Genomic DNA, 20,348 nt, shown 5'->3' with positions numbered 1-20,348 from the left:
CGACATTTTCCACAAAAAATAACGGAGACAAAATGAAGACCCGCTTCTGGCAACTGCTGTCCACCCTCGTCCTGGCCTGCTGCACCGGCCTGCCTGCCACCGCCGGCGCTGCCGGCTACACCCAGACCAAATATCCGATCGTGCTGGTTCACGGCCTGTTCGGCTTCGACAAGCTCGGTCCCGTCGAATACTTTTATGGCATTCCCGCTGCCCTCACCAGCGGCGGCGCCAAGGTGTACACCGTCACTGTATCTGCGGCCAACAGCACCGAGGTGCGTGGCGAACAATTGCTGTCGCAGGTGCGGCAAATCCTCGCCGTCACCGGCGCGGCCAAGGTCAATCTGATCGGCCACAGCCACGGCGGCCCGACCGCGCGCTATGTCGCGTCCGTGCGGCCCGACCTGGTGGCTTCGGTGACCAGCGTGGCAGGCGTCAACAAGGGCTCGAAAGTGGCCGACATCCTGGCCGGCACCATCCCCAATACCGGCGGCGCACTGGGCGACGCCCTCGCCTCGCTGATCGGCATCATCTCCGGCAACAAGGGCCTGCCGCAAAACGCTGGCGCGGCGATGGCGTCGCTGTCAACCGCCGGCGCGCTGGCCTTCAACAGCCGCCATCCGCAGGGCATACCGACGACTGCCTGCGGCGAAGGCGCCTACCAGGAACGCGGCGTGTATTATTTTTCGTGGAGCGGCGCCCAGCCCTACACCAATGCGCTGGACGTGGGCGACCCGGCGCTGGCCGTCATCAGCCAGGCCTTTGGCGGCGCCAAGAACGATGGCCTGGTCAGCAGCTGCTCGATCCACCTGGGTAAGGTGATCCGCGACGACTATGCCATGAACCACCTCGATGAAATCAACCAGTTCGTCGGCATCGTCAACCTGTTTGAGACCTCGCCCGTGACCGTGTTCCGCCAGCAGGCCAATCGCCTGCAGGGCCTGGGCCTGTAAGGGGGACGCCATGCGCACGAACACGGCATTGATCACAGCGGGCGCCCTCTCCGCCCTGGCGCTGTACTGGTCACTGGCGCGCGGCGAACCGCCAGCGCCACCGCCGCCAAAGCAGGACCCCGATCTGTTCGCGTTCGTGCGCTCGATGGAAGGTACGCGGCCCGACGGCAACGTGACCGTCGCCACCGGCGACGCCCTGGTGATCGATGCGGAACTGGGCCACCTGTTCGACTACTACCTGGCAGGCATCGGCGAAAAGCCGCTGGCCGCCATCCGCAGCCAGATCGAACTGGAACTCGACCGCCGCCTGGCGCCGGCGCCAGCGCGCGAAGCGAAGCGCCTGCTTGGCGCCTACCTCGCCTACAAGCAGGCGCTGGCCGGCATCGAACAAAACCTTCCGCCGTCCGCCGATGCGCTGCAAGCAGCACAAGCAAGACTGCAAGCGAAGCGCACGCTGCGCGCCACGTATTTCACGGCGCAGGAAAGCGCCGGCCTGTTCGGGCCAGAAGACGCGCGCGATGACGACACCGTGGCGCGCATGACAGTGCTGGCCGACTCCACGCTGGACGACGCGCAGCGGCAACGCAAGCTCGCTGCCCTCGACGCGGCCCTGCCGCCGGCCCAGCGCCTCGCACGCGACGCGCCACAACAGGTCAGCGCGCTCGATGCCGCAGTGCGCGACTTGCGCGCGCAGGGTGGTGGCGACAATGAAGTCTATCGGCTGCGTGCGGCAACGTTCACGCCGGAAGCGGCGGCGCGGCTAGGGGAACTCGATCGCGAGGAAACGCAGTGGCAGCAGCGTATCACTGCCTGGCGAGCGCAAAAGGCGGCGCTGGGCGTGGGAGTGCAGGATCCGGTGCAGGTACAGCGAGTGACCGATACCCTGTTTTCGCCGGATGAGCAGCGGCGGTTGGGGGCATACGAGTAAAACATCCTGACCTTGAACATCAAGCAGGGGTAGCAAAGGCCGCCGGCATGGCTTATCTTTTGCCTTAGCTTGCTATGTTATTTGCAACGCCCGCCAGGTGGCATGGTGGCCACACTTCAGGAAGATAATGGACAAAGAAATCGCGAAAGTGGTCTTGAGTTTGATGGATCAGGCAAATGGAAATCTCAATGAAGCGCTGAAGGTCATAAAAAGTGGGGGCTCAGAAGAAGATTTTCTGAATAACCGTACAGAGATCGGAAAGATTATGTTGGAAATTTACCTCAATGTAATGAGGCCCATCCATAACGAACACTCTGAGTTGCAACCTGAGAAATTGAGACAAAGCCGACTTCGCAGCGAATGATGGCTGCAATCAAGAAAAAGCACGAACATGAGCTTATCTGGAACAGGACATCAAGGACGGTATTAAATAAATGAAGAAAGAAATTGCCACTCAACTAAATGACATGCTGGTCGATCAGTACGGCCAACTAAACGAATCCATTTACTTGGTCCGGGATAATTGCACCGAAGACGAATTTAACGAGTACAGACGTGCTGCCGGAGCAATTATGGCCGACATGTATTTCAAGATCATGAAGTCTATTCATTTAGAATATCCTGAACTCGAACCGGAAGCACTACGCAGCGCGAGGATCAATACTTGAGCAGAGGGAATATTGCTTGATAAAGTCAGCAACACTAATCCCGATAGTGCGAATGGACCTTGGAGGGGACAGGACTGCCGAGGCTGGCGCGCAGCGACAGCACGAATTTTCACATCAAGGGATCGGCCCCCGACATTTCGAGCATCGACATGGACCTGCAGCGGGCGTAAATCAAAGAAAAAGTCGGCGGAAAAGACTAAGCCCAGCTCGATATTAGACAACTGTCTAATATCGAGCTGGGCTTTTATACAGTTTATGCTGTAAGTCCTTGATTCTCTTGGTCGGGGCGAGAGGATTCGAACCTCCGACCCCGTGCACCCCATGCACGTACGCTACCAGGCTGCGCTACGCCCCGACTAGGCCAAGATTATAGCAGCCACTTTAAGCATTTGTCATGTTTGTGTTGTGCCGGGTAAGATTTACTTTCGCTCCTCATAAAAAACACCATGACCAACACCACCGACATCGCCCGCGCCGCCGCCCTCATCGACCAGGCCGACCTGCTGCTCGTTGCCGCCGGCGCCGGTATGGGCGTCGATTCCGGCTTGCCCGATTTTCGCGGCAATGACGGCTTCTGGAAGGCCTACCCTGCCCTGGCGAAGGCGCGCCTGGCGTTTGCCAGCGTGGCTTCGCCGCGCACGTTCGAGGACGATGCGGCGCTGGCGTGGGGCTTTTATGGGCATCGCTTGCAGCTCTATCGCGCGACGGTGCCGCATGCGGGCTTTGCGCTGCTCAAGGACTGGGGCGCGCGCATGGCGCATGGGGTGGCGGTTTTCACCAGCAATGTCGATGGCCAGTTTCAGCGTGCCGGCGTCGATCCCCAGCGCATCCTCGAATGCCATGGCTCGATTCACCACCTGCAATGCCTGGCGCCGTGCAGCGAGGCGATCTGGCCGGCGGACGGGTTTGTGCCGCAGATCGATGATGCGGCTTGCCGGCTGCTCAATGAAGCGCCGGTGTGCCCGCATTGCGGTGGCCTGGCGCGGCCGAATATCTTGATGTTTGGCGACGGCGGTTGGGTCGAGCGGCGCACGGCGGTGCAGGAGGCGCGGGTTGAGACGTTACTGGCCAGGGCACGGCGGCCGGTGGTGGTGGAGCTGGGCGCCGGGGTGGCGATTCCTTCGGTGCGGCACTTCAGCCAGCGGGTGGTGCGCGATTACGGTGGGCGGCTGGTGCGGATCAATCCGCGTGAGGCGGGCGTTGGCTCGGCACTGGATGTAGGGCTAGCCTGCGGGGCGCTGGCGGGGCTGGAAGCAATCAACGCTGCGCTTTGAGAGAAGGTGCTGCGCGTTTGGCGCGCGCAAATTTAAGGGCCTGGGAATTTCCGCTGGCGCGGCGGCCCGCCAATGCGAGATGACGGACCGTTCGCTATCTGAATATATCGTTTATACGATTTTTACCGTGATGCCGTCGATGCCGGCTACCGTACCCACCAGCACCTGCCCTTGCACTACTGCGCCTACGCCTTCCGGCGTGCCGCTGAAGATCAGGTCTCCCGGCGCCAGCGTAAACAAGGTGGACAGGTTGGCGATGGTTTCGTCGATCGACCAGATCAAGTCGTCGATACTCGACGTTTGTTTGGTCACGCCATCGACCTTCAGTTCGATCGCGGCCTTGTTGATGTCGCCGGCGGCGGCGGCCGGGGTGATCACGCCGATCGGCGCCGAGTAGTCGAACGCCTTGCCGATTTCCCATGGACGGCCGGCATCGCGCATCTTGAATTGCAGGTCGCGGCGGGTCATGTCGAAGCCGACCGCGTAGCCGAAGATGTGGCTTGCTGCGTCTGCCACTGCGATGTTGCTGCCGCCTTTGCCAATCGCCACCACCAGCTCGCACTCGTAGTGCAGGTTGGCGGTTACCGGAGGATACGGCAGCTCGGCCACCTGGCCTGGCGCGACCGGCACCACGGCTTGGGCATCAGCCGGTTTGCTGAAGAAAAATGGCGGTTCGCGGTCCGGGTCGGAACCCATTTCGCGCGCGTGGCCGGCGTAGTTGCGGCCCACGCAGTACACGCGGCGCACCGGGAACAAGGCGTCGGTGCCGGCGACTGGCAAGCCGACGATGTCATGGGCGGGGATTACATAAGCAGTCATGATGCTCCGATATCGTGTTGGGGATACCGGACATGTTACAACAGACGCTCTCCCCCTGCATCAGGTCATAAGAAGGGCGCGCATCGCCACCTGGAACGCTTCCGTCAGGCCGGCACGGTTCATGTCCGGACGGTGCAGGGCGCGCACGGTCAGTCCATGGAAGTACGCGATCATGGTGTCGATCCGGCTGTCGAGCAGCACGTCCTCCACCGACAGGTTGCGGCGTTCGCGGCCACGCCTCACCAGTTCGCGCAACTGGCCGCGCGCGGAGTCCTCGTGGGCGCGCAGGCGCTCGGCGATCACCGGGTTGCGCGAGGCTTCCGCATACATCTCTATCGAGACGTGCCACGGTTGCGGATCGAGCGCTTCGGTGACATGGCGCTCGGCGTCATCGATCATCGCCTGCAGCGGATCCTCGAGCGAATTGAGGTTGCTCAGCATGTCGCTCACGTACTCGGAGTGCGCCTCCACGAACGCGAGGATGATGGCGTTCTTGCCGTCGAAATAATTGTAGATATGGCCGGCGCTCATGCCGGCCTGCTTGGAGATCTCCGACATGCTGGCGCCGTGGAAGCCGCTGCGTGCAAAGCAAACGGCCGCCGCTTCCAGCACCTGGTTGCGCCGCCCCGCTGCCTTCTCGGGATCGACTCGCCGTTTTGCGGGAGAAGTGGTCATGATAATTCCTTGGGTAGGCGGCGGCCGCACAACTGCGCGGCCGCCGCATGGTCGCAGGATCAGCCGCGCGGTGCTGGCTGCACTGCTTGCGTTGCCTGTGGCGCGGGTGTTACCTGTGCCGCCTCCGGCTGCCAGCCGCCGCCCAGCACCTTGTACAGGGTGACGGCGTTGCTGGTCTGGTTCAGGCGCGTGGTGATCAGGCCTTGCTGCGCCTGGTACAACGCACGCTGCGATACCAGCGAGTTGAGGTACGTGTCGGCGCCGTTGCGATAGCGCGCTTCGTTGATGTTGTAGCTCTTCTCGGCCGCCTGCACCAGCGCTTGCTGGGAGTTCAGGCGCTCGTCGATGGTGCCGCGAATGGCCAGGGCATCGGCCACTTCGCGGAACGCCACCTGGATGGCTTTTTCGTACTGCGCCACCGAGATGTCGCGATCGGCCTTGGCGATATCGAGGTTGGCGCGGTTGACGCCACCGTCGAAGATCGGCAGGTTGATCTGCGGCGCGAAGCTCCAGGTACCCGAACCGGCCTTGAACAGGCCGGACAGGTCGCGGCTGGCGCTGCCGCCCGACGCCGTCAGCGAAATGCTGGGGAAGAAGGCGGCGCGCGCCACGCCGATGTTGGCGTTGGCCGAGCGCAGCGCGCGTTCGGCCTGCTGCACGTCGGGACGACGTTGCAGCAGATCGGACGGCAGGCTGCCCGGCAGCGCGGTCAGTTCGGTCACCGATACCAGCTCGCCTTCCGGCAGCAGCGTGGTCGGCACGGTGCCGCCCACCAGCAGGTTCAGCGCGTTCTGGTCCTGCGCCACTTGCGCGGTGTAGGTGGCCACGTCGTTACGCGCCGTTTCCACGCTGGTCTGGGCGTCGTACACGTCCACGCCCGACGTGGCGCCGGCATCGAAACGCTTGCGGCTCAGGTCATACGTGGTCTGCTGGCTGCGCAGGGTTTCCTGCGCCAGCTTCAGGCGCTGCTGATCGGCCGTGAGCGTGAGCCAGGCGTTGGCCACTTCGGCCACCAGGCTGATTTGCTGCGTGCGGCGCGCTTCCTCGGTGCCGAGGTAGGTTTGCAGGCCCGCTTCGGCGCCGTTGCGTACGCGGCCGAAGAAGTCCAGCTCATACGCGGCCAGCGACAGTCCGCCGCTGTATTGGCGGGTGATGGCCGCTTCGCCGGTGCCGGTCATGGTGCGCGGCGTGCGGGTGGCGTTCTGGCCCACGCCTGCGGAAACGGTCGGCAGCAACGGCGCGCTGCTGATGTTGTACTGGGCGCGGGCACGCTCGATGTTGAGCACCGAAACGCGCAGGTCGCGGTTGTTGGCCAGCGCCAGTTCAATCACCTGGCGCAGGCGCGCATCGGCGAAGTACTCGCGCCACTGGATCTCGGACACCGGACGGGCATCGGCTGCCGCTGCCGGCAAGCCTTTGTAGGCTTCGCCGGCAGGCCAGGCCTGGCCCACCGGTGCCGCCGGACGCTCGTACACGGGCGCCAGGCTGCAACCGCCCAGCAGCGCCAGCGCCGCCAGGGTGAATAAGGATTTATGCATGTTGTTCATGATCGTCATGATTAATGTGCCTCCACGACTGGCGTAGCTTCAGGCGCCGGCTTGGCCTTGGTCTTGCCAAAGCGGCCGCGCACCAGCACGAAGAACAATGGTACGAAGAAGATGCCGAGGAAGGTCGCCGTCAGCATGCCGCCCAGCACGCCCACGCCAATCGCGTTCTGGCTGCCCGAACCGGCGCCGCTGCTGATTGCCAGCGGCAGCACGCCCAGGCCGAAGGCGATCGACGTCATCAGGATCGGACGCAGACGCGTATGCACGGCCTGCAGGGTCGCTTCCTTCAATTCTACGCCCTGCTCCTGCAGGTCCTTGGCGAATTCCACGATCAGAATCGCGTTCTTCGCACCCAGGCCCACCACCGTCAACAGGCCCACCTGGAAGTACACGTCGTTCGACAGCTTGAACAGGAACGTCGCCAGCACCGTACCGAGGATACCCAGCGGCACGATCAGCAGCACCGAGAACGGCACCGACCAGCTTTCATACAGCGCGGCCAGGCACAGGAACACGATCAGGATCGAGATCGCATACAGCTGCGTGGTTTGCGAACCGGAGTCGCGTTCTTCCGTCGACAGACCGGTCCACTCGTAGCCGATACCCGGCGGCAGTTTCGCTGCCATGCGTTCGACTTCCGCCATCGCGGCGCCCGAACTCTGGCCCGGCGCCGGCTGGCCCAGGATCTCGACCGACGGCAGGCCGTTGTAGCGTTCCAGTCGCGGCGAGGCGTAAATCCACTCGCCGTGCGAGAAGGCCGAGAATGGCACCATCTCGCCGGCCGTGTTACGCACGAACCACTTGTTCAGGTCTTCCGGCACCATGCGCGCTTCGGCCTGGCCCTGGATGTACACCTTTTTCACGCGACCACGGTCGATGAAGTCGTTCACATACGCAGAACCCCAGGCGGTGCTCAGCACGCGGTTCACGTCCGCAATCGCCAGGCCCAGTGCAACGGCTTTTTGCTGGTCCACGGTGATCTTGTATTGCGGCGTATCTTCCTGGCCGTTCGGACGCACGCCGACAATGACCTTGCTCTGCGCGGCCATGCCCAGCATCTGGTTACGTGCTGCCATCAGTGCCTCATGGCCTACGCCGCCGGTATCCTGCAACATCAGGTCGAAGCCGGACGCGTTACCCAGTTCCAGCACCGCTGGCGGGGCGAACGCGAACACCATCGCATCCTTGATCTGCGAGAACGCACCCATGGCGCGGCCAGCGATCGCGCTCACGGCGTGATCCTTGCCTTTGCGCTCGGACCAGTCTTTCATCCGCACGAAGGCGATACCGGTGTTCTGACCGTTACCCGCGAAGCTGAAGCCGGCCACCGCAAATACCGATGCGACCGATTCCTTCTCGTTGTTCATGAAGTGCTGCTCGACCTTTTCGATGGTCTTGAGCGTGCGCTCCTGGGTAGCGCCGGTCGGCAGCTGGATCTGGGTAAACAGCACGCCCTGGTCTTCTTCCGGCAGGAACGACGTTGGCAGGCGCAGGAACACGAACGCCATGACCGCGACGATCAGCGCATATACCACCAGCGAAATGCCGCTCTTGTTGATGATCGAGCCGACGATGCCCTGGTACTTGCGGTTGCCGCGATCGAAATTGCGGTTGAACCAGCCGAAGAAACCGGTAGTGGCCATCGCATGGCCTTTCGGCACCTGCTTGAGCATGGTGGCGCACAGCGCCGGGGTGAAGATCATCGCGACGATCACCGAGAGCACCATCGCCGAGACGATCGTAATCGAGAACTGGCGGTAAATCACACCGGTGGAGCCGCCGAAGAACGCCATCGGCACGAACACGGCCGACAGCACCATGGCGATACCGACCAGCGCACCGCTGATCTGGCCCATCGATTTGCGGGTGGCCTCGATCGGGGACAGCCCCTCCTCGGTCATGATCCGCTCGACGTTTTCCACCACCACGATCGCATCATCGACCAGCAAGCCGATGGCCAGCACGATGGCGAACATGGTCAGCGTATTGATCGAATAGCCGAGCACCGACAGGATGCCGAAGGTACCGAGCAGCACGACCGGTACGGCCATGGTTGGAATCAAGGTGGCGCGGAAGTTTTGCAGGAACAGGTACATCACCAGGAACACCAGGATCACGGCTTCGATCAGGGTTTTCACCACTTCTTCGATCGAGATCTTGACGAACGGCGTGGTGTCGAATGCCACCATGGCTTTCAGGCCTTGCGGGAACTGCTTTTCCATCTGCGCGATCTTGGTCTTCACCGCCTCGGCGGTGTCGAGCGCGTTGGCGCCGGTGGCCAGCTTGATGGCGATACCGGTAGCAGCATTGCCGTTATAACGGGCCAGGATCGAATAGTTTTCGCGGCCCAGTTCCATCTTGGCGACGTCGCGCAGGTACACGGTGGCGCCGTTGGTGGTGGTCTTGAGCAGGATGGCGCCAAATTGTTCGGCGGTTTGCAGGCGGCTCTGGGCCGATACGGTGGCGTTCAACTGCTGGCCGGCGACGGCTGGCGCGCCGCCCAGTTCACCGGCGGACACCTCGGTGTTCTGCGCGGTAATCGCGGTGGTGACATCGGCCGGGGTCAGTTGATAGCTTTGCAGCTTGGCCGGATCGAGCCAGATGCGCATCGCGTATTGCGAACCGAAGTTGGTCACGTCGCCCACGCCTTCCACGCGCGAGATCGGATCGAGCACGCTGGCGGTGACATAGTCGCCAATGTCGGCCTGGTTCATCGAACCGTCTTCCGACACGAAGCCGATCACCAGCAGGAAGTTCTTGGTGGCCTTGTTGACCACCAGACCCTGTTGGGTGACGGCGGTAGGCAGCAGCGGCGTGGCCAGTTGCAGCTTGTTCTGCACCTGCACCTGCGCGATATCGGGGTTGGTGCCCGATTCGAACGTCAGCGTGATGCTGATGCCGCCCGACGAGTCCGACGACGAGGCCATATAGCGCAAGCCGTCGATACCCTTCATCTTCTGTTCGATGACCTGGGTCACGGCGTCTTCCACCGTCTTGGCGGAGGCGCCCGGGTACGAGCCGCTGATCGAGATCGACGGCGGGGCGATGGCGGGGTACTGGGCGATCGGCAGGCCGAGAATGGCCAATACGCCACCCAGCATGATCACGATCGCGATCACCCAGGCGAAAATCGGGCGATCAATAAAGAAACGGGACATGTGTGATCTCCTCGATTACTGCTTGGCGGCTGGCGCGGCAGGTGCACCACCGGCGGCTGGCGCGGCGGCAGGCGCCTTGGCGACAATGGCTGGCGCGCCCGGCTTGACCTTCTGTACGCCTTCGACGATCACCTGGTCGCCGTCGGCCAGGCCGGATTTCACCAGCCACTTGGTGCCATAGGTGCCGGCGGTGGTCAGCACGCGCTGTTCGACCTTGCCTTCCTTGTTCAGGACCAGCGCGGTGGCCTGGCCCTTCTGGTTGCGGGTTACGCCCTGTTGCGGCACGGTGATGGCTTTTTCGTCGACGCCCGATTCGATCACGGCGCGCACGAACATGCCCGGCAGGAGATTCTGTTTCGGGTTCGGGAAGATGGCGCGCAGCGTCACGTTGCCGGTGCCCTGGTCCACGGACACGTCCGAGAACTGCAGCTTGCCCGCTTCGGCGTACTTGGTACCGTCGGCGAGTACCAGCGATACCTTGGCCTGGCCCGATTGTTTCAGGCTGCCGTCAGCCATCTCGCGCTTCAAGCGCAGCAGGTCTTCGCTGGACTGGGTGACGTCCACGTAGATCGGATCGAGCTGCTGCACGGTGGTCAGCGCTTCGGTCTGGTTGGCGGTGACCAGCGCGCCCGGCGTCACGGTCGAACGGCTGATACGGCCGCTGATCGGTGCATACACATTGGTATAGCGCAGGTTGATATTCGCTTCCTGCAGCGCAGCGGTGGCCGATTCGATATCGGCCTGGGCCTGGGCGTCGGCAGCGAGCGCATCTTCGTAATCCTGGCGGCTCACGCCTTCGATCGCCAGCAGTTCCTTGTAACGCGCGACCTTGGGACCACTGGTGAGCAGGTTGGCCTTGGCGCGCGTGAGCGCAGCCTTGGCCGAATTGACATTGGCTTGGTAAATCGATGGATCGATCTGGTACAGCGCGGTACCGGCTTTGACGTCGGAACCTTCGACAAACAGGCGTTTAAGAATCACACCGTTGACCTGCGGGCGCACTTCAGCCACCTGGAAGGCGCTGGTGCGACCCGGCAGTTCGGTCGTGATTTGCAGTGGCTCTTGCACCACCTTGTAGACGCCCACTTCCGCCACCTGCGGTTTTTGAGGTGCTTCGGACGTGGATTTGGAGCAACCAGCCACGAAGGCGGTTGCAGTGATCAGGGCTGCGACCCCGGCCGTCCGCAGGGACGGTTTGCAGAAAAGAGCTTCCATGTGGTGAGGCTTTCTGAGGAGATTACGAGAGGAATTATAAATATACAGACGCTAGAATGAACGATCATTCTAACTATGTCAAGTTGGAATTTAATTCCGCAAAGCAATTAATTACCGTATTTAAGTTATATTTAAGGAATTATTCTGTGGCTATAAGGAAACAATTTGGTTAATCAGGCAAGATTATGCCGGGTGCCGATGCTAGAATTACCGGTTACTCTTTCATTCTACTAGCGGCCGGTGGCGGCCATTTCGCCCGATGCGTACGCAGCCCAATTCTCTTGCCACGCCGCCCCGCCTGACCACCCTGGTCACGGTGGGCGTCAGCGCGACGGTGCTGCTCACGGTGCTGGCCCTGTTGACCCTGGTCGATCATTTCGCGCTCAACTATACCGAGCGCGAAGCCGGCCAGCGCCTGCAACAACTGTCCTGGCAAATGCGCGACGCCCTCAATCGCGGCGTGCAAAAAGCTGGCGGCGACGTCCGCTTGCTGAGCGAGCTGCCGCAACTGCGCGCTGCCCGTTCGCCCGACGAAGTGCGCGCGGTGCTCGACAGCCTGCAGCGCGCCTCCCCCGACTATGCCTGGATCGGCCTGGCGGCGCCGGATGGCCGCGTGCTTGCTGCCACCCAGAACCTGCTCGAGGGCGTGGACGTGAGCAACCGCGCCTGGTTCCAGGCCGGCCGCGAAGGCCTGTACGCCGGCGATGCGGGGCCGCTCTCCGCCGCCGCCGAGACGGACGAGAAGTTGCCGGCCACCGGTTCGCCGTGGCGCTTCATCGATGTGGCCGGCCCGGTGCCGGGCGCCGATGGCAGCGTGCGCGGTGTTCTGGGCGTGCGCATGAGCTGGGGCTGGGCGCGGCGACTGATGCACGGCGTGCTGGCGCCGGCCGAGCAAACCGACGCTGCCGAGATTTTTGTCGTGCGTGGCGACGGCCAGGTCCTGCTGGGCCCTGCCGGCATGGAGCAGCAGCGGCTGCAAACGGCCAGCCTGGCGCTGTCGCATAGCGGCAAATCTGGCGCCGTGCGCGAGACCTGGAGCGACGAGCGCGAATACCTGAGCGGCTACTCCCTCACCGGCCAGACCGGCGACGCTGCCACCCTGCCGTGGTCGGTGATCGTGCGCCAGCCGCTGGCCGTGGCGCTGGCCGAAGCCCGCGCGCTCGAACGCCAGATCCTGCTGCTGGGCGCCGTCCTCGGCGTGGTGCTGGCCGCTGCTGCCGCCGTCATCGCGCGCCGCTACACCCGGCCGTTCAATCAACTGAGCGCGCAGCTCGAGCGGCATTCGGACGCGCCTGCCGACGCCGGTCTGCCCGACAGCGCCACCATCGCCACCATTGCCACGGTGGGCAGCTTCCACGAATTGCAGGTGCTCTCCGGTGCGCTGGCCCGCATGGTGCACAAGGAGCAGCAGCACCTGGCCGCGCTGCGCACCCTCAACGAGCAGCTGGAAACCACGGTGGCCGAGCGCACCCGCGAAATCGCCAGCAAGGCGCTGCAACTGGAGCGCGCACTGGCGCAGGAACACACTACCCAGCTGCTGCTGCAGGAACGTGCCGCCGAGCTGCGCGCCATCCTCGACAACACCCACGACGCCTTCATCGCGCTCGACCATCGCGGCGTGGTCCTGGACTGGAACCGCCAGGCCGAAAAGCTGATCGGCTGGCGCCGCGCCGAGGTGATCGGCCAGCCGCTGGGCGCGATGGTGCTGCCGCCCCTGCTGCGCCGTACCTGCGAGCGCGACATGCAGCTGCTGGCCGAGCGCGGCCCGGGCGCCGGGGCGTCGCTGAGCCGCCGGCTGGAACTGACCATGCACCACCGCGACGGCCAGGAGTTGCCGGTGGAAGCCTCGGTGGCGTACGTGCCGCGCAGCGGCGGCCACGTGTTCATCGCGTTCCTGCACGATATCAGCGAGCGCAAGCACATGATCGCATCGCTCGAAAACATGGCGCTGCACGACACCCTTACCGGCCTGCCCAACCGCCGCGCACTGATGCAGGCACTGCCGGCGGCACTGCTGCGCGCGCAACGTTCGGGCAAGCGCTGCGCCGTGTTCTTCCTCGACCTCGACCGCTTCAAGCAGATCAACGATCGCTACGGTCACGAGGAAGGCGACGAGCTGCTGCGCCAGTTTGCCGACCGCGTGCGCGGCGCCATCCGCAAGACCGACACCGTGGGCCGCCTGGCCGGCGATGAATTCATCGTCATCGTCGAAATGCTGGGCAGCGACGCCGATGCCTACGAGGCCGCCGACAAGCTGGGGCCCTTGCTGCGCCAGCCGTTCATGCTCAAGACCGTGACGGTGGCATTGAGCGCCAGCGTGGGCGTGGCCATCCACCACCCGGACGATCCGCAGGATGTCGCCACGCTGCTGGCCCGGGCCGACCGCGCCATGTACGCGGTCAAGCAGCGCGATCAGCGCCAGGCCTTGTCCTGAGCCGTCTGGGAGAATACCTGTTTCGGCCGATTGGGGTAAGATCGAATGATTCACGCTGGCCCTGTGACGCCAGCTTCCCTGCCCTCCGGACCTGCCCCATGGAACCTCAAAACAGCGATACCACCGATTTTCTCTCCAGCGGCGTGCCCGGCCTCGATGAGGTGCTGGGCGGCGGCCTTACCGCCGACCGTCTTTACCTGGTGGAGGGCGAGCCGGGCACCGGCAAGACCACGCTGGCGCTGCAATTCCTGATCGAGGGCGCGCGCCGGGGCGAGCACGTGCTGTACATCACGCTGGCCGAAACCGCCGTCGAGCTGCGCAGCGTGGCGCAGTCGCACGGGTGGGACATGGCCGGCATCCAGATCGAGGAAATCATCCCCGGCGAAAATGCGCTCGACCCCGACCAGCAATACACCATTTTCCACCCGGCCGAAATCGAGATGGGCACCACCACCCAGCGCATCGTCGCCGCCATCGACAAATCGCGGCCGCGCCGCGTAGTGCTCGATTCGCTGTCCGAGTTGCAGCTGCTGGCGGAAAACCCGCTGCGCTACCGGCGCCAGGTGCTCGCGCTCAAACAGTACCTCACCAGCCGCTCATGCACCACTGTGCTGCTCGATGATCGCACCGCGCTCAGTACCGACTTGCAGGTGCGTAGCGTGGCGCACGCGGTCATGACGCTGGAACTGGCCGACCAGGCCTATGGCGCCGAGCGGCGCCGCATCCGCGTGGTCAAGTATCGCGGCATCGCGTTCCACGGCGGCGCCCACGATTACCAGATCATTCGCGGCGGCTTGCGCGTGTATCCGCGCCTCGTCGCCGCCGACACCCGCGTGAGCAGCGCCCGCCGCCAGCTGTCGTCCGGCATGCCGGCGCTCGACCAGTTGATCGGCGGCGGCCTGGAGGAAGGCATGAGCACCCTGATCAGCGGCCCGTCCGGCACCGGCAAGTCGTCGCTGGCGGCGCAGTTCGTGCATGCGGCTGCGCAGCGTGGCGAAAAAAGCGCCATGTTCCTGTTCGAGGAAGCGCGTAACAACCTGCTCAACCGTTGCGCCAACCTGGGCCTGGACCTGGCCGGCGCCGAGGACAGCGGCCTGCTTACCATCCAGCAGGTCGATCCGGCCGAACTGGCGCCGGGACAGCTCACCCAGGCGGTGGTGCAGGCGGTAGAGCGCGGCGTCAAGGTGCTGGTCATCGACAGTCTCAATGGGTACCTGAACGCCATGCCCGACGAGCGCTTCCTGGCCACCTACCTGCACGAGATTCTCACGTACCTGGGCCAGCGCGGCGTGGTGAGCATCATCGTGGGCGTACAGCGCGGCATGATCGGCACCGCCAGCTCGGCGGTTGATGCCAGTTACATTGCCGACAATATCATCATGCTGCGTTACTTTGAAGCCGAGGGCGAGGTGCGGCAGGCGATCTCCGTGTTCAAGAAGCGCGGCAGCGCCCACGAGCGCACCATCCGCCGCTTTGAAGTGAGCACGGGCGGCATCAAGGTCGGGCCGGTGCTACGCGGCTTCCACGGCATCCTCACCGGGGTACCCACGTACGACAGCGCCGAGATTTCCCAGAATGCCGGCCAATCCGCTGCCGACTTCCAGATCTGAAACCGATGGAAACCCGCATCCTGATCTACGCTCCCACCGGCCAGGATGGACCGCTGGCGGCGCGCGTGCTGGCGCTGGCCAACCTCGACAGCCACGTGTGCGCTACCGTGGCCGAGCTGGAACAGCAGATCGAACTGGGCGTGGGCGCCGTGCTCACGGTAGAAGAAGCATTGACGCCTGCCGGCTACAAGCTGCTGTACGAGATGGTGGCGCGCCAGCCCGACTGGTCGGACTTGCCGATCCTGCTGCTCACCCACCACGGCGCCGATTCGGCCACCGTGCGGCGCGCGGTGGCCGGCCTGGGCAACCTGACGCTGCTCGAACGCCCGGTGCGCACGCTGACCCTGATCACGGCCCTGCAGGCGACGCTGCGCGCGCGCCACAAGCAGTACCAGGTGCGCGAGGCCGCGCGCCGCAAGGATGAATTCCTGGCCAGCCTGGGGCACGAGCTGCGCAACCCGCTGGCGCCGATCCGCACCTCGGTGTCGCTACTCACGCATATGTATCCGGACGCGGCGCCGGTGGCGCGCATCCGCGACATGGTCGAGCGCCAGGTCAAGCTGCTCACGCGGCTGGTGGACGATCTGCTCGACGTCGCTCGCATCACGCGCGGCAAGATCAAGCTGCAAAACCAGCTGGTCGCGCTGCAGGCGGTGATGACCCACGTGAACGAACTGTGCACGCAGGCAGCCACCGCCAAACGCATCCACGTGGCGTGGCAGCTGCCGGTCAGCGAAATCCTGCTCAATGCCGACTACGCGCGCATCGTGCAAATTTTTGCCAACATCCTCTCCAACGCCATCAAGTTCACGCCGCAGGGCGGCCACGTAGTGGTGCGCGCGCAGGCAACGGACAACCTGCTGGAGGTGTCGCTACGCGACAGCGGCATCGGCCTGGAGCCCGAAGCGCTCTCGCGCATCTTCACCATGTTCGAGCAGGGCACCACGGTGGCCGGGCAGTTCACCAGCGGTCTCGGGATCGGCCTGAGCCTGGCACGCCAGTTCGCCGAAATGCACGGCGGTTCGGTGGAAGCGTCAAGCGACGGCGTCGGCCAGGGCAGCGAGTTCGTGATCCGCCTGCCGATCGTGCACGTGAGCGAAAATCACCATCAGGAAAGCGCCCCGCTGCCCGCCCACGCCGCGCTCGACGGCAGGCGCATGCAGGTACTGGTGGTGGACGACAACCAGGACGCCGCCGACTCCCTGGCCGCGCTGCTGGAAATCGACGGCTTCGACGTGCGCGCCGAATATGGCGGCGCGGCGGCCGTATCAGCAGTTGCCGAGCGCATCCCGGACATGATCATCATGGACCTGGGCATGCCCGGCATGGACGGCTACGAGGCGGCACGGGCCATCCGCCAGCAACCGGGCGCGGACAAGATCCTCCTGATCGCCCTCACCGGCTGGGGCCAGAGCGACGCCCGCCGCCGCACCACCGAGGCCGGCTTCGACCATCACCTGGTCAAGCCGGTGGAGCTGGCACAGATCATTCGCCTGGCGGGGGCGCGGCATAATCGCGAGCAGGTGCAGGCGGCGCGGTAGGCCCCTGCATCGAGTTCCCTACTTCCAGTCCCCACGCAGCGCCGCTACATCCGCGCGCAACCCATCGGGCGTGACGTCCTGCGGCGCCACCGGCTGGCCGACGGCCAGCGCCAGTTTCGAGCGCAGGCCGGCGTGAAAGGCGCGACCGAAGATGTTTTCCTTGTTGCGGCTCAGCAGGTGGGTCCACAGGCCGCGCAGCGCCATCGGGATCACCGGCACTTGCGAGCGCTCGATGATCTTGGCGATGCCGCCCTTGAACGGATTGATCTCGCCGTCACGCGTCAACTGCCCCTCCGGGAAGATGCAGACAATTTCACCTTCGTGCAGCGCCTGGGCGATGTCGATGTAGGCTTTTTCCATCAGCCACGGGTCTTCCTTGGCCGGCGCGATCGGGATCGCGCGCGCGGTGCGGAAGATCCAGCCCAGGAACGGTGTCTTGAAAATCCGGTGGTCCATCACGAAGCGGATCGGACGCGGCGCGATGGCGCCGATCACCAGCGCATCGACATAGCTGACATGGTTACACACCAGTACCGCCGCGCCTTCGGCCGGAATGCGGTCGGCATCGACCGTGTGTACGCGGTGCACGGTGTGGATCAGGAGCCAGGCCAGGAAACGCATCAGGAATTCCGGCACCAGCGAGAAGATGTAAATTGCCACCAGCGCATTGAGCAGGGCCGTGACCAGGAACAGCTGCGGTATCGTCAAGCCCTGGCCCAGCAGCACGATCGCCATGCCGGCCGCCGCCACCATGAACAAGGCATTGAGGATGTTCATGCCGGCGATGGTGCGCGAGATGTGGGCGGGGTCGGCACGCAATTGGATCAGCGCGAACAGCGGCACGATGAAGAAGCCGCCGAACATGCCGATCATCAAAAAGTCGAACAGGATGCGCCAGATACCGGGCTGCCCCAGCAAGGTCATCACGTCAGCCGACGTGCCGGCCAGCGCGGCACCACTGACGGCAAACGCATTGCTGGCAAAGTACAAGTCGGCGCCGAAAATGGTCAGACCGATCGAGCCGAACGGCACCAGGCCTATCTCCACCTTGGCGCCCGACAACCGCTCGCACAGCAGCGAGCCCGATCCCACGCCCAGAGAGAACACGGTGAGCAGCATCACGAACGCGCCGTGGTCACCGTGCAGGTAATCCTTGGAATACACGGGCAGTTGCGCCAGCAGCACGGCGCCATAAAACCAGAACCACGAGTTGCCCAGCATCGACTGGAACACCACCCGGTTCTTGCTCGAGAAACGCAGGTTGCGCACCGATTCGCCGACGAAATTCCAGCTTACCTTCAGTTCGGGCGCCGGCGCCGGCGAGGCTGGAATCCGGTAGCTGGCCAGCAAACCGACGACCGCCACGAAGATGGTGGCGCCGGCCTCGAAGTACAGCCCGTGCGGTTGCATCACCACCAGCACCGCGCCGAGAATTTCGCCGGCCAGGATGCCGACGAACGTGCCCATTTCGGTCACGCCGTTACCGCCGATCAGCTCTTCCTTTTTCAGGTGCTGCGGCAGGTAAGCATATTTGACAGGGCCGAACAGCGTGGAATGGATACCCATGCCCACCACTGCAGCGACCAGCAACCACAAATGGTGGGTCATCCAGCCGATGCCGGCGACCAGCATGATGGCCACTTCCAGCCATTTTACGCAGCGGGTCAGGCCCGCCTTGTCGAACTTGTCGGCCAGTTGGCCGGCGGTGGCGGAAAACAGCACATAGGGAAGAATGAATAGGCCGGGTATCAGGTTGGTCACCAGCGACGGCGCCAGTGTGGTCCAGCTGAGAGCGTCGAAGGTGATGACAACGATCAGCGCGGTCTTGAACAGGTTGTCGTTGAAAGCGCCGAGGAATTGGGTCCAGAAGAAGGGAGCGAAGCGACGTTGCTTCAGCAGGGAAAACTGGTTGGGCTGGCTCATGTCGCGCGGGTCCGTTCGTGTGGGTTCCAGAGTGAGCGGATTATACCCGCAGCCCGGCACCACCCGACATGCGATTCGGCAACTTTAACGATGAGCAATGGGGGACAACGATTCAAGCCTTGTGCGGCTTGCTGCGTTGCAGCCACAGATCGACATACGGCAAGGCCAGCCACACTACCGCCATGCTTCCCAGCACGATCCCCAGGCCCGGCCCGAAGCCGTAGTCTTCGATGGCAGCGGCCAGCGCGCCGGTGGCCAGTGGTACCGACAACCAGCGCAGGAACTTGGCCCGTCCCAGCGCCGCCGGCCACAGGCGTTGGCGCGGCACGGCCAGGTACAGGCACAGCGCTGCCAGTGCCGCCGTCAAAGCAGACGCCAGCGCACAGTTGAGCATCGAGACGATTTCCATGCTTGCCATACCTCACCCCTTGATTCCGATGAGAACAATTCTCATTCACTGAATATTAAATGAGAATCGTTTGCATTTCAAGCGGAGATTTGATGGCAGCGTCTGCCAGCTAACATTGGTCAGCGTCGGACGAAAAAAGGCCGGGTCTGGTGACAGACCCGGCCTTTTCGATGCATGCTGCGCACCAGGGTGAGATCAGCGCTTCTTGTCGCCTGCCACTTCATCGGCGCGCAGCTTCGGCGCCAATTTATCGAGCACGCCGTTGACGTACTTGTGGCCGTCGATACCGCCGAACGACTTGGTCAGTTCAACAGCTTCGTTGATCACCACGCGGTAAGGGATTTCAAGGTTGTTTTTCAGCTCGTAAGCACCGATCAGCAGCACCGCGTGCTCGATCGGCGAGAGCTCGTTGATGCCGCGATCGACCAGCGGCGCGAACGTTTCGCGCAGGGCCACGGAGTCCTGGATCGCACCGTACAGCAGCTTGGTGAAATGCTCGGCATCGGCCTTGTCGAAACCGTGGGCGGCGCGGATGTTGTTGACGACCGTGGTGGCGGGTTCGTTGTTCAGCAGCCACTGGTACAGGCCCTGCAGCGCGAACTCGCGCGCGCGGTGGCGCGGGGTGCGGTTCTTGCTGGGGTTGGCGTGTAGGCTTTTATCTGTCATGGGGTTACCTGTTAATGAAGAGCGACTTATTCGTCGTCGCCCTGGTCCTGATTGAGTTCTTCGAGGGCGATGGTCAGATTGGCCATTTCCACTGCCACGCGGGCGGCGTCGGTGCCTTTTTCGACCATGCGCACTTCCGCCTGTTCATCGGTTTCGGTGGTGAGAATGGCGTTGGCGATCGGGATGCCGTAGTCGAGGCCGATGCGGGTGATGCCGGCGCCCGACTCGTTCGAGACCAGCTCGAAGTGGTAAGTCTCGCCACGGATCACGGCGCCCAGGGCGATCAGCGCGTCGAACTGCTGCGACTCGGCCATTTTTTGCAGCACCAGCGGCACTTCCAGCGCGCCCGGCACGGTCACGTGCAAGACGTCTTCATCTTCCACGCCCAGGCGTTTCAGTTCTGCCAGGCAGGACGACAGCAGGCCATGGCCGATGTCTTCGTTAAAACGGGCTTGAACGATGCCGACACGCAGGCCGTCGCCGTTCAGGTTGGTATCGTAGCTTCCTACGGTCATGATGAGCCTCTTTAAT

Annotated in this window: 17 protein-coding genes and 1 tRNA gene; 8 read left to right on the top strand and 10 right to left on the bottom strand. The window is 63.6% G+C overall.

The genetic code is table 11. The features are described from left to right. Window positions 1-32 precede the first annotated feature (32 nt). From ASF04_RS07500 to ASF04_RS07485, 4 genes are all read left to right on the top strand, one after another. Window positions 33-950: a triacylglycerol lipase gene (locus ASF04_RS07500; protein ID WP_056139561.1), complete on the top strand. Its 918-nt coding sequence runs from the start codon at window positions 33-35 to the stop codon at window positions 948-950. A 10-nt stretch (window positions 951-960) separates the two neighbouring features. Beyond that, complete coding sequence (locus ASF04_RS07495) at window positions 961-1,878, top strand: lipase secretion chaperone (RefSeq protein WP_056139559.1); 918 nt, start codon at window positions 961-963, stop codon at window positions 1,876-1,878. A 127-nt stretch (window positions 1,879-2,005) separates the two neighbouring features. Beyond that, the gene (locus tag ASF04_RS07490; RefSeq protein ID WP_056139557.1) at window positions 2,006-2,242 is read left to right on the top strand and encodes a hypothetical protein; all 237 of its coding nucleotides are present in this window, start codon (window positions 2,006-2,008) and stop codon (window positions 2,240-2,242) included. A gap of 70 nt (window positions 2,243-2,312) precedes the next feature. After that, on the top strand, window positions 2,313-2,546 hold the full coding sequence (locus tag ASF04_RS07485) for a hypothetical protein (protein WP_056139554.1): 234 nt from the start codon (window positions 2,313-2,315) through the stop codon (window positions 2,544-2,546). Window positions 2,547-2,824: 278 nt separating this feature from the next. On the opposite strand, the gene ASF04_RS07480 is transcribed toward ASF04_RS07485, so the two are convergent. Then, a tRNA-Pro gene (locus ASF04_RS07480) sits at window positions 2,825-2,901 on the bottom strand. Between the two features lie 91 nt (window positions 2,902-2,992). Here ASF04_RS07480 and ASF04_RS07475 point away from each other — a divergent pair. Beyond that, window positions 2,993-3,820, top strand: a complete 828-nt coding sequence (locus tag ASF04_RS07475) for a Sir2 family NAD-dependent protein deacetylase (protein WP_056139552.1) — start codon at window positions 2,993-2,995, stop codon at window positions 3,818-3,820. Window positions 3,821-3,931: 111 nt separating this feature from the next. Here the strand turns inward: ASF04_RS07475 and ASF04_RS07470 are convergent, their stop codons facing one another. From ASF04_RS07470 to ASF04_RS07450, 5 genes are read right to left on the bottom strand one after another with little or no spacing between them, the layout of a single operon-like run. Then, window positions 3,932-4,639, bottom strand: coding sequence for a fumarylacetoacetate hydrolase family protein (locus tag ASF04_RS07470; protein ID WP_056139550.1), 708 nt, complete (start codon window positions 4,637-4,639; stop codon window positions 3,932-3,934). A 60-nt stretch (window positions 4,640-4,699) separates the two neighbouring features. Then, window positions 4,700-5,314 carry a TetR/AcrR family transcriptional regulator gene (locus tag ASF04_RS07465; protein WP_056139548.1) on the bottom strand — a complete coding sequence of 205 codons (615 nt, stop codon included), beginning with the start codon at window positions 5,312-5,314 and terminating at the stop codon, window positions 4,700-4,702. A gap of 59 nt (window positions 5,315-5,373) precedes the next feature. After that, on the bottom strand, window positions 5,374-6,852 hold the full coding sequence (gene adeC, locus ASF04_RS07460) for an AdeC/AdeK/OprM family multidrug efflux complex outer membrane factor (protein ID WP_056139578.1): 1,479 nt from the start codon (window positions 6,850-6,852) through the stop codon (window positions 5,374-5,376). A gap of 20 nt (window positions 6,853-6,872) precedes the next feature. Continuing rightward, a complete protein-coding gene (locus tag ASF04_RS07455; protein ID WP_056139546.1) occupies window positions 6,873-10,019 on the bottom strand; it encodes an efflux RND transporter permease subunit in 3,147 nt (1,048 codons plus the stop codon). Window positions 10,020-10,034: 15 nt separating this feature from the next. Beyond that, on the bottom strand, window positions 10,035-11,234 hold the full coding sequence (locus ASF04_RS07450; protein WP_056139544.1) for an efflux RND transporter periplasmic adaptor subunit: 1,200 nt from the start codon (window positions 11,232-11,234) through the stop codon (window positions 10,035-10,037). Window positions 11,235-11,493: 259 nt separating this feature from the next. Here ASF04_RS07450 and ASF04_RS07445 point away from each other — a divergent pair, with 259 nt between their 5' ends. The 3 genes from ASF04_RS07445 to ASF04_RS07435 all read left to right on the top strand — a co-directional run bounded on the left by ASF04_RS07445 (window position 11,494) and on the right by ASF04_RS07435 (window position 16,819). After that, entirely contained in the window at window positions 11,494-13,668 is a 2,175-nt protein-coding gene (locus ASF04_RS07445; RefSeq protein ID WP_056139542.1) for a diguanylate cyclase domain-containing protein, read from the top strand. Window positions 13,669-13,766: 98 nt separating this feature from the next. Continuing rightward, window positions 13,767-15,278 carry an ATPase domain-containing protein gene (locus ASF04_RS07440; protein WP_056139539.1) on the top strand — a complete coding sequence of 504 codons (1,512 nt, stop codon included), beginning with the start codon at window positions 13,767-13,769 and terminating at the stop codon, window positions 15,276-15,278. 5 nt (window positions 15,279-15,283) lie between these two features. Beyond that, a complete protein-coding gene (locus tag ASF04_RS07435; protein ID WP_056139538.1) occupies window positions 15,284-16,819 on the top strand; it encodes a response regulator in 1,536 nt (511 codons plus the stop codon). 18 nt (window positions 16,820-16,837) lie between these two features. Here ASF04_RS07435 and ASF04_RS07430 read toward each other — a convergent pair whose 3' ends face one another. The 4 genes from ASF04_RS07430 to ribH form a co-directional block, all read right to left on the bottom strand. Beyond that, entirely contained in the window at window positions 16,838-18,742 is a 1,905-nt protein-coding gene (locus ASF04_RS07430) for an MFS transporter (protein WP_056139536.1), read from the bottom strand. A gap of 112 nt (window positions 18,743-18,854) precedes the next feature. After that, window positions 18,855-19,160 (bottom strand): hypothetical protein, encoded by a 306-nt coding sequence (locus ASF04_RS07425; RefSeq protein WP_229204958.1) that lies wholly within the window; start codon window positions 19,158-19,160, stop codon window positions 18,855-18,857. Between the two features lie 186 nt (window positions 19,161-19,346). Beyond that, the gene (gene nusB / locus ASF04_RS07420) at window positions 19,347-19,817 is read right to left on the bottom strand and encodes a transcription antitermination factor NusB (protein ID WP_019920535.1); all 471 of its coding nucleotides are present in this window, start codon (window positions 19,815-19,817) and stop codon (window positions 19,347-19,349) included. A gap of 26 nt (window positions 19,818-19,843) precedes the next feature. Beyond that, window positions 19,844-20,332 (bottom strand): 6,7-dimethyl-8-ribityllumazine synthase, encoded by a 489-nt coding sequence (gene ribH / locus ASF04_RS07415; RefSeq protein ID WP_019920536.1) that lies wholly within the window; start codon window positions 20,330-20,332, stop codon window positions 19,844-19,846. Window positions 20,333-20,348 lie beyond the last annotated feature (16 nt).

Source organism: Duganella sp. Leaf61 (assembly GCF_001421905.1).
GTDB lineage: Bacteria > Pseudomonadota > Gammaproteobacteria > Burkholderiales > Burkholderiaceae_D > Rugamonas > Rugamonas zoogloeoides.
This window is presented reverse-complemented; position numbering and strand designations above follow the sequence as displayed.

Bases quoted from the DNA above. Each gene is read 5' to 3' on its own strand.
- ASF04_RS07490 (WP_056139557.1), top strand. From the start codon at position 2,006: ATGGACAAAGAAATCGCGAAAGTGGTCTTGAGTTTGATGGATCAGGCA.
- ASF04_RS07455 (WP_056139546.1), bottom strand. From the start codon at position 10,019: ATGTCCCGTTTCTTTATTGATCGCCCGATTTTCGCCTGGGTGATCGCG.
- adeC (WP_056139578.1), bottom strand. From the start codon at position 6,852: ATGCATAAATCCTTATTCACCCTGGCGGCGCTGGCGCTGCTGGGCGGT.
- ASF04_RS07445 (WP_056139542.1), top strand. From the start codon at position 11,494: ATGCGTACGCAGCCCAATTCTCTTGCCACGCCGCCCCGCCTGACCACC.
- ASF04_RS07495 (WP_056139559.1), top strand. From the start codon at position 961: ATGCGCACGAACACGGCATTGATCACAGCGGGCGCCCTCTCCGCCCTG.
- ASF04_RS07465 (WP_056139548.1), bottom strand. From the start codon at position 5,314: ATGACCACTTCTCCCGCAAAACGGCGAGTCGATCCCGAGAAGGCAGCG.
- ribH (WP_019920536.1), bottom strand. From the start codon at position 20,332: ATGACCGTAGGAAGCTACGATACCAACCTGAACGGCGACGGCCTGCGT.
- ASF04_RS07435 (WP_056139538.1), top strand. From the start codon at position 15,284: ATGGAAACCCGCATCCTGATCTACGCTCCCACCGGCCAGGATGGACCG.
- ASF04_RS07425 (WP_229204958.1), bottom strand. From the start codon at position 19,160: ATGGCAAGCATGGAAATCGTCTCGATGCTCAACTGTGCGCTGGCGTCT.
- ASF04_RS07470 (WP_056139550.1), bottom strand. From the start codon at position 4,639: ATGACTGCTTATGTAATCCCCGCCCATGACATCGTCGGCTTGCCAGTC.
- ASF04_RS07450 (WP_056139544.1), bottom strand. From the start codon at position 11,234: ATGGAAGCTCTTTTCTGCAAACCGTCCCTGCGGACGGCCGGGGTCGCA.
- ASF04_RS07430 (WP_056139536.1), bottom strand. From the start codon at position 18,742: ATGAGCCAGCCCAACCAGTTTTCCCTGCTGAAGCAACGTCGCTTCGCT.
- ASF04_RS07440 (WP_056139539.1), top strand. From the start codon at position 13,767: ATGGAACCTCAAAACAGCGATACCACCGATTTTCTCTCCAGCGGCGTG.
- ASF04_RS07500 (WP_056139561.1), top strand. From the start codon at position 33: ATGAAGACCCGCTTCTGGCAACTGCTGTCCACCCTCGTCCTGGCCTGC.
- ASF04_RS07475 (WP_056139552.1), top strand. From the start codon at position 2,993: ATGACCAACACCACCGACATCGCCCGCGCCGCCGCCCTCATCGACCAG.
- ASF04_RS07485 (WP_056139554.1), top strand. From the start codon at position 2,313: ATGAAGAAAGAAATTGCCACTCAACTAAATGACATGCTGGTCGATCAG.
- nusB (WP_019920535.1), bottom strand. From the start codon at position 19,817: ATGACAGATAAAAGCCTACACGCCAACCCCAGCAAGAACCGCACCCCG.